This is a genomic window from Pseudomonas sp. NBRC 111143, assembly GCF_001320965.1.
In the GTDB taxonomy this organism is placed as follows: Bacteria; Pseudomonadota; Gammaproteobacteria; order Pseudomonadales; family Pseudomonadaceae; genus Aquipseudomonas; species Aquipseudomonas machongensis.
On sequence record NZ_BCBT01000056.1, the window covers coordinates 35628 to 43409 of the forward strand.

The window sequence follows — 7782 nt, forward strand, 5'->3', positions numbered from 1 at the left end:
ATGACGCCATTCGACGCCAAGCGCCCGCTGCAGCTCAACGATCAGGGCCAGCTACGCCATTTCCTCTCGCTCGACGGTTTGCCCCGCGAACTGCTCACCGAGATCCTCGACACCGCCGACTCCTTCCTCGAAGTTGGCGCCCGGGCCGTCAAGAAGGTTCCGTTGCTGCGCGGCAAGACCGTGTGCAACGTGTTCTTCGAGAACTCCACCCGCACCCGCACCACCTTCGAACTGGCCGCCCAGCGCCTGTCGGCCGACGTGATCAGCCTGAACGTGTCGACCTCCTCGACCAGCAAGGGCGAGACCCTGTTCGATACCCTGCGCAATCTGGAAGCAATGGCTGCCGACATGTTCGTCGTGCGTCACTCCGACTCCGGCGCCGCGCACTTCATCGCCGAGCACGTATGCCCTGAGGTCGCGGTGATCAACGGCGGCGATGGCCGCCATGCCCACCCGACCCAGGGCATGCTCGACATGCTGACCATCCGTCGGCACAAGGGTAGCTTCGAGAACCTTTCGGTGGCGATCGTCGGCGATATCCTGCACTCGCGCGTAGCCCGCTCCGACATGCTCGCGCTCAAGGCCCTGGGTTGCCCGGACATCCGTGTGATCGGCCCGAAGACGCTGATCCCGATCGGTATCGAGCAGTACGGGGTCAAGGTCTACACCGACCTGGCCGAGGGCCTCAAGGACGTCGACGTGGTGATCATGCTGCGCCTGCAGCGTGAGCGCATGGCCGGTGGCCTGCTGCCCAGCGAGGGCGAGTTCTACCGCCTGTTCGGTCTGACCACCGCGCGCCTGGCCGGCGCCAAGCCGGACGCCATCGTCATGCACCCGGGCCCGATCAATCGGGGCGTGGAAATCGAATCGGCGGTGGCCGACGGCAAGCACTCGGTGATCCTCAACCAGGTGACCTACGGCATCGCCGTGCGCATGGCCGTACTGTCGATGGCCATGAGCGGCCAGAACGCGCAACGTCAACTCGACCAGGAGAACGCCCTGTGACCATCAGCATCATCGGCGCACGGGTCATCGATCCCAGCAGCGGCCTGGACCAGATCACCGACCTGCACCTGGAGAACGGTCGCATCCTTGCCCTCGGCGCAGCGCCAGCAGGCTTCAGCGCCAGCCGCACGATCCAGGCCGACGGCCTGGTGGCCGCACCTGGCCTGGTCGACCTCGACGTCGCCCTGCGCGAGCCGGGCTACAGCCGCAAGGGCAACATTGCCAGCGAAACCCGCGCAGCCGTGGCCGGCGGTGTCACCAGCCTGTGCTGCCCGCCGCAGACTAAACCGGTGCTCGACACCTCGGCCGTTGCGGAACTGATCCTCGACCGCGCCCGCGAGGCAGCCAACAGCAAGGTCTACCCGATTGGCGCCCTGACCAAGGGCCTGGAAGGCGAGCAACTGGCCGAGCTGGTGGCCCTGCGCGACACCGGCTGCGTGGCCTTCGGCAACGGCCTCAAGGAGATCCCCAACAACCGGACTCTGGCCCGCGCCCTGGAATATGCCGCCACCTTCGACCTGACCGTGGTGTTCCACTCCCAGGACCGCGACCTGTCAGCCGGAGGCCTGGCCCACGAAGGCGCCATGGCCAGCTTCCTTGGCTTGCCGGGCATACCGGAAACCGCCGAGACCGTGGCGCTGGCGCGCAACCTGCTGCTGGTCGAACAGACCGGCGTGCGAGCGCACTTCACCCAGATCACCAGCGCCCGCGGCGCACGGCTGATCGCCCAGGCCCAGCAACTGGGGCTGCCGGTCACTGCCGACGTGGCGCTGTACCAGCTGATCCTCACCGACGAGGCGCTGCGCGATTTCTCCAGCCTGTACCACGTACAGCCGCCGCTGCGCACGCCGGCCGACCGCGATGGCCTGCGCGAGGCAGTGAAGTCGGGCGTCATCCAGGCGATCTCCAGCCACCACCAGCCCCACGAGCGCGATGCCAAGCTGGCACCGTTCGGCGCCACCGAAGCGGGGATCAGCAGTGTCGAACTGCTGCTGCCGCTGGCCATGACCCTGGTCGAGGACGGCCTGCTCGACCTGCCGACCCTGCTGGCACGGCTGTCCAGCGGCCCGGCCCAGGCGCTGCGCCTGCCGGCGGGCGAGCTGAAGGTCGGTGGTGCGGCAGACCTGGTGCTGTTCGACCCGAGCGCCTCCACCGTGGCCGGCGAGCAGTGGTTCTCCCGTGGCGAAAACTGCCCGTTCATCGGACATTGCCTGCCGGGCGCAGTGCGCTACACCCTGGTCGATGGGCACGTCTGCCACGAGGCCTGAGTAACATTCTTCGCGAGCAAGTCGCAGCGGCGGTTCGGCGCTCCGACTTGCCCGCGAAGGCCCAACCATTCATCCCCCCCGGTTGAAATCCTTCCCCCCTCCCCCCATATGAGTCTGCAACAGGCATTTTCGCCCCGCTGCGTGGAGACTCTCTCTTGACCACCATCGTTTCTGTCCGCCGTAACGGCAAAGTCGTCATGGGCGGCGACGGCCAGGTATCCCTCGGCAACACCGTCATGAAAGGCAACGCCAAGAAGGTCCGTCGCCTGTACAACGGCGAGGTCATTGCAGGCTTTGCCGGCGCCACCGCCGACGCCTTCACCCTGTTCGAGCGCTTCGAATCGCAACTGCAGAAGCACTCCGGGCACCTGGTGCGTGCGGCCGTCGAACTGGCCAAGGAGTGGCGCACCGACCGCTCGTTGAGCCGCCTGGAAGCCATGCTCGCCGTGGCCAACAAGGACGCCTCGCTGATCATCACCGGTAACGGTGACGTGGTCGAACCCGAAGACGGCCTGATCGCCATGGGTTCCGGTGGTGCCTACGCCCAGGCTGCAGCCCGCGCCCTGCTGAACAAGACTGATCTCTCGGCCCGCGAAATCGCCGAGACCGCACTGAATATCGCCGGTGACATCTGTGTGTTCACCAACCACAACCTGACCATCGAGGAGCAGGACCTGGCCGAGTGATCAGCTGATCTGGTGTCCCGCTCACTGCGGGACTTTTTCCCACGCTGACTCACCACGCCCCAGGACCCAATTCACCATGTCCATGACCCCCCGCGAGATCGTCCACGAACTCAACCGCCACATCATCGGCCAGGACGACGCCAAGCGTGCCGTCGCCATCGCCCTGCGCAACCGCTGGCGGCGCATGCAGTTGCCTGCCGAGCTGCGTGCTGAAGTCACCCCCAAGAACATCCTGATGATCGGCCCTACCGGCGTCGGCAAGACCGAAATCGCCCGACGCCTGGCCAAGCTCGCCAATGCTCCGTTCATCAAGGTCGAAGCGACCAAGTTCACTGAGGTCGGCTACGTTGGCCGTGATGTCGAGTCGATCATCCGCGACCTCGCCGATGCTGCGCTGAAGATGCTGCGCGAGCAGGAAATCGTCCGTGTGCGCCACCGCGCCGAAGACGCCGCCGAAGACCGCATCCTCGACGCCCTGCTGCCGCAGGCGCGGGTCAGCAGTTTCAACGAGGAAGCCCAGCAGTCCAGCAGCGACTCCAACACTCGCCAGCTGTTCCGCAAGCGCCTGCGTGAAGGCCAGTTGGACGACAAGGAAATCGAGATCGAAGTTGCCGATGCGGTGGGCGTCGAAATCGCCGCGCCGCCCGGCATGGAAGAGATGACCAACCAGCTGCAGAGCCTGTTCGCCAACATGGGCAAAGGCAAGCGCAAGGCACGCAAGCTGAAGGTCAAGGAAGCGCTGAAGATGGTCCGTGACGAGGAGGCGAGCCGCCTGGTCAACGAGGAAGAGCTCAAGGCCAAGGCCCTGGAAGCCGTCGAGCAGCACGGCATCGTGTTCATCGACGAGATCGACAAGGTGGCCAAGCGCGGCAACGTCGGCGGCGCCGATGTGTCCCGCGAAGGCGTACAGCGCGACCTGTTGCCGCTGATCGAAGGCTGCACGGTCAACACCAAGCTGGGCATGGTCAAGACCGACCACATCCTGTTCATCGCCTCCGGAGCGTTCCACCTGAGCAAGCCGAGCGACCTGGTACCGGAGCTGCAGGGCCGCCTGCCGATCCGCGTCGAGCTCAAGGCCCTGACGCCGCAGGACTTCGAGCGCATCCTCAAGGAGCCGCACGCCTCGCTCACCGAACAGTACCGCGAGCTGCTCAAGACCGAAGGCCTGAACATCGCCTTCGCCGACGAAGGCATCAAGCGCCTGGCCGAGATCGCCTTCCAGGTCAACGAGAAGACCGAGAACATCGGTGCCCGCCGCCTGCACACCCTGCTCGAGCGCCTGCTCGAAGAGGTGTCGTTCAGTGCCGGCGACCTGGCCAGCGCCCATGACGAGACGCCGATCAACATCGACGCCGCCTATGTGAACAGCCACCTCGGTGAGCTGGCGCAGAACGAAGACCTGTCGCGTTACATCCTGTAATAGCACCACCGCGGGCAAGCCCGCTCTCCAGGGGTCACCAAAATGCTGAAGTATGTGGTGCCCCTGGGGAGCGGGCTTGCCCGCGAATGGGCCCTTGAATCCCTCCATCAGAAGCTGGAAGCTTGTTCCATCAGCTCCCGAGAGATTTCCCCCCATGGCCCGTCTCCCCACCGCCATCAACCTGCACAAAGCCTCGAAAACCCTCACACTCACCTACGCCCCCGGCGAGGTCTATCACCTGCCCGCCGAGTTCCTGCGCGTGCACTCCCCCTCCGCCGAGGTCCAGGGCCACGGCAACCCCATCCTGCAATTCGGCAAGATCAACGTCGGCCTCAACGGCCTGGAACCTGCCGGCCAATATGCCTTGAAACTGACGTTCGACGACGGCCACGACAGCGGCCTGTTCACCTGGGAATACCTCGAGCAACTGTGCCTGCGCCAGGAACAGCTGTGGGCCGAGTACCTCGACGAACTGCACAAAGCCGGCAAATCCCGCGACCCGGTCGAGTCAGTGGTCAAGCTCATGCTCTAGGTCAAGCTTCCCAGGCGTTAGAGCGCATTTTCTAATGCGTTCTGTTTGAATGACTTACAGACAGCCAATGACTGGCTGTCTTGCGCATTGCATGAAAGTCGGGTAACCAATGGGGCTGGCAAGTTCCTGCATCTGTTCGTTATCACTGGTCACCCGAGCAGCAGTACCGGGCGGTCGTCTGTGTACCCGCCACAGGCAGCCGGTACTCGTCTCAGGACAACGGAGCGTCGTAGATGAGTAACAAGAACAACGATGAGTTGCAGAAACAGGCCTCGGAAAACACCCTCGGCCTGAATCCGGTCATCGGCATTCGTCGCAAGGACCTGCTGAGCTCCGCGCGCACCGTACTGCGCCAGGCGGTGCGTCAGCCGCTGCACAGCGCCAAGCATGTGGCCCATTTCGGCCTGGAACTGAAAAACGTGCTGCTGGGCAAGTCCAACCTGCATCCCGAGAGCGATGACCGTCGCTTCAGCGATCCGGCCTGGAGCCAGAACCCGCTCTATCGCCGTTACCTGCAGACCTACCTGGCCTGGCGCAAGGAGCTCAACGACTGGATCGCCGAGAGTGACCTGTCGCCCCAGGATGTCAGCCGCGGCCAGTTCGTCATCAACCTGATGACCGAGGCCATGGCGCCGACCAATACGCTGGCCAACCCGCAGGCGGTCAAGCGCTTCTTCGAGACGGGCGGCAAGAGCCTGCTCGATGGCCTGTCCAACCTCGCCAAGGACATGGTCAACAACGGCGGCATGCCCAGCCAGGTGAACATGGAAGCCTTCGAGGTTGGCAAGAACCTCGGCACCAGCGAAGGTGCGGTGGTGTTTCGCAACGACGTGCTGGAACTGATCCAGTACCGGCCGATCACCGAGCAGGTGCACAGCCGCCCGCTGCTGGTGGTGCCGCCACAGATCAACAAGTTCTACGTTTTCGACCTCAGCCCGGAAAAGAGCCTGGCGCGCTTCTGCCTGCGCTCCAACCAGCAGACCTTCATCATCAGTTGGCGCAACCCGACCAAGGCCCAGCGTGAGTGGGGTCTGTCGACCTACATCGACGCCCTCAAGGAAGCAGTGGACGCGGTGCTGGCCATAACCGGCAGCAAGGACCTGAACATGCTCGGTGCCTGCTCCGGCGGCATCACCTGCACCGCGCTGCTGGGCCACTACGCCGCGCTGGGCGAAACCAAGGTCAACTCGCTGACCTTGCTGGTGAGCGTGCTCGACACCACGGTCGATACCCAAGTGGCACTGTTCGTCGACGAACAGACCCTCGAAGCCGCCAAGCGCCACTCCTACCAGGCCGGCGTGCTCGAAGGCAGCGACATGGCCAAGGTGTTCGCCTGGATGCGCCCCAACGACCTGATCTGGAACTACTGGGTCAACAACTACCTGCTCGGCAACGAGCCGCCGATCTTCGACATCCTGTTCTGGAACAACGACACCACACGCCTGCCGGCCGCCTTCCACGGCGACCTGATCGAGATGTTCAAGACCAACCCGCTGACCCGCGCCGACGCGCTGGAAGTCTCCGGCACCGCCATCGACCTGAAGAAAGTGCAGTGCGATATCTACAGCGTCGCCGGCACCGCCGACCACATCACCCCCTGGCAGTCGTGCTACCGCTCGGCGCACCTGTTCGGCGGCAAGATCGAGTTCGTGCTCTCCAACAGCGGCCATATCCAGAGCATCCTCAACCCACCAGGCAACCCCAAGGCGCGCTTCCTGACCGGTGAAGACCGCCCGGACGACCCGTTGGCCTGGCAGGAGAACGCGATCAAGCACGCCGACTCCTGGTGGCTGCACTGGCAGGCCTGGCTGGGTGAACGCGCCGGTGAGCTGAAGAAAGCACCGGCGCGCCTGGGCAATCGCGCCTACAGCGCGGGCGAAGCGGCCCCGGGGACCTACGTGCACGAGCGTTGAGCCGCACCGCCGCGGCCACCCGGCGGGCTGCGGCGCTTCATCCATCACAGAGTCAGGCGCATGTCGCAACCCTACATATTCAGGACCGTCGAGCTGGACAACCAGTCCATCCGCACCGCCGTCCGCCCCGGCAAGCCACACCTGACGCCGCTGCTGATCTTCAACGGCATTGGCGCCAACCTCGAGCTGGTATTTCCATTCATCGAGGCGCTGGACCCGGACCTTGAGGTCATCGCCTTCGACGTACCCGGTGTCGGCGGCTCGTCCACGCCCCGCCACCCCTATCGTTTCCCGGGCCTGGCCAAGCTCACCGCGCGCATGCTCGACTACCTGGACTACGGCCAGGTCAATGTCATCGGCGTGTCCTGGGGCGGGGCGCTGGCCCAGCAGTTTGCCCACGACTATCCCGAGCGCTGCAAGAAACTGGTGCTCGCCGCCACCGCTGCGGGGGCCTTCATGGTGCCCGGCAAGCCCAAGGTGTTGTGGATGATGGCCAGCCCGCGGCGCTATGTGCAGCCGTCGCACGTGATCCGCATTGCGCCGATGATTTATGGCGGCGCCTTCCGCCGCGACCCGGACCTGGCGTTGCACCACGCCTCCAAGGTGCGCTCCGGGGGCAAGACCGGCTACTACTGGCAACTGTTCGCGGGGCTTGGCTGGACGAGCATCCACTGGCTGCACAAGATCCACCAGCCGACCCTGGTGCTGGCCGGTGACGATGACCCGCTGATTCCGCTGATCAACATGCGCCTGCTGGCCTGGCGCATTCCCAATGCCCAGCTACACATAATCGACGACGGCCATCTTTTTCTGATCACTCGCGCCGAGGCCGTCGCTCCGATCATCATGAAATTCCTCCAGGAAGAGCGCCAGCGAGCGGTCATGCATCCACGGCCGGTGGCGCGCAGGTAAGCGGGCGCCAGGACATTCAGTTACTCGGCGGTGCTGCCTTCGCGGG

7 protein-coding genes are annotated in these 7782 nt (G+C 64.7%); all 7 read left to right on the forward strand.

Features of this window, described 5'->3' with window-relative positions; translation table 11 throughout:
- The 7 genes from APH44_RS23670 to phaZ all read left to right on the forward strand — a co-directional run bounded on the left by APH44_RS23670 (position 1) and on the right by phaZ (position 7736).
- Complete coding sequence (locus APH44_RS23670; protein WP_054894843.1) at positions 1 to 1005, forward strand: aspartate carbamoyltransferase catalytic subunit; 1005 nt, start codon at positions 1 to 3, stop codon at positions 1003 to 1005.
- Entirely contained in the window at positions 1002 to 2273 is a 1272-nt protein-coding gene (locus APH44_RS23675; RefSeq protein ID WP_054894844.1) for a dihydroorotase, read from the forward strand. The genes APH44_RS23670 and APH44_RS23675 overlap by 4 nt, the downstream gene beginning before the upstream one ends.
- Before the next feature lie 155 nt (positions 2274 to 2428).
- A complete protein-coding gene (gene hslV, locus APH44_RS23680; protein ID WP_054894845.1) occupies positions 2429 to 2959 on the forward strand; it encodes an ATP-dependent protease subunit HslV in 531 nt (176 codons plus the stop codon).
- A 76-nt stretch (positions 2960 to 3035) separates the two neighbouring features.
- Positions 3036 to 4379, forward strand: a complete 1344-nt coding sequence (gene hslU, locus APH44_RS23685) for an ATP-dependent protease ATPase subunit HslU (protein ID WP_054894846.1) — start codon at positions 3036 to 3038, stop codon at positions 4377 to 4379.
- 154 nt (positions 4380 to 4533) lie between these two features.
- On the forward strand, positions 4534 to 4911 hold the full coding sequence (locus tag APH44_RS23690) for a gamma-butyrobetaine hydroxylase-like domain-containing protein (protein WP_054894847.1): 378 nt from the start codon (positions 4534 to 4536) through the stop codon (positions 4909 to 4911).
- Between the two features lie 233 nt (positions 4912 to 5144).
- Entirely contained in the window at positions 5145 to 6824 is a 1680-nt protein-coding gene (gene phaC / locus APH44_RS23695; protein ID WP_054894848.1) for a class II poly(R)-hydroxyalkanoic acid synthase, read from the forward strand.
- A 60-nt stretch (positions 6825 to 6884) separates the two neighbouring features.
- Positions 6885 to 7736 carry a poly(3-hydroxyalkanoate) depolymerase gene (gene phaZ, locus APH44_RS23700; protein ID WP_054894849.1) on the forward strand — a complete coding sequence of 284 codons (852 nt, stop codon included), beginning with the start codon at positions 6885 to 6887 and terminating at the stop codon, positions 7734 to 7736.
- Positions 7737 to 7782: the final 46 nt, after the last annotated feature.